This is a genomic window from Bradyrhizobium sp. NBAIM08, assembly GCF_020193935.1.
Taxonomy (GTDB): Bacteria; Pseudomonadota; Alphaproteobacteria; order Rhizobiales; family Xanthobacteraceae; genus Bradyrhizobium; species Bradyrhizobium yuanmingense.
This window is the reverse complement of record NZ_JADYVR010000056.1, coordinates 1-727: the sequence shown is the minus strand read 5'-3', so window position 1 is coordinate 727 and position 727 is coordinate 1. Positions and strand designations below refer to the sequence as shown.

Sequence of the window (727 nt, the reverse complement as noted above, 5' to 3'; positions counted from 1 at the left end):
CGGACTTCGAGGTCTGATTGCGGCTCCGCGAAGGGCGTTGATAATAACGGCCGAACACTGGCCGGGTCAGGCAACGCTGCAAAATCGACCTTTCCGTTCCTGGTCAGTGGAATATCGTCCACATGGATGATTCTTTCCGGAAGCATGTAGCTGGGGAGTGCCTCAGCAAGAAACTTCTGAAGATCGCTTTCCGCCAGTTCAGCTGGAGCCGACACATACGCGACCAGACGCCGCGATTCGGCTTGCGCCTCCGACCCAGCTATATCTCGCGCCGTAAGCTTTACACCTGCGCAGACAGAGGCGAGTGCGACGGCGCCATGCACCGAAGGATGAGCGGACAAACGAGCTTCGATTTCTCCCAGCTCGATTCTGTGCCCGCGACTTTTAACCTGACGATCCCGTCGACCGAGACATTCCAGAAGCCCGTCGGAACGAACGCGCCCAAGATCACCTGTCCGGTATAGGCGCCCGAACGACGGGTCGTTTGAGAACGGGTTCGGCCCAAACGCATTCTTGGTGCGGACATGGTCATTGACGTAACCGGCAGCGACACCGACGCCGCTAACACAGATTTCGCCGACTTCTCCTACACTGCAGAGCCGTGGTCCGTCCGCGACATAAACCTCAACGTTTTGAATTGGCCTGCCGATCGGCACATAAGGCTCAGCCAGCGCAGGCGGAACGGAAACCAGATGATGCGTCACGCCGTCGGCGCACTCGGTCGGCC

The 727-nt window shown here is 58.9% G+C and carries 1 protein-coding gene; it reads right to left on the bottom strand.

Annotated elements, in window-relative coordinates; genetic code table 11:
• On the bottom strand, positions 1-704 hold a 704-nt coding region (locus tag I6F37_RS46150; RefSeq protein ID WP_225152952.1), incomplete at its 3' end, for an AMP-binding protein.
• Between the last annotated feature and the right edge of the window lie 23 nt (positions 705-727).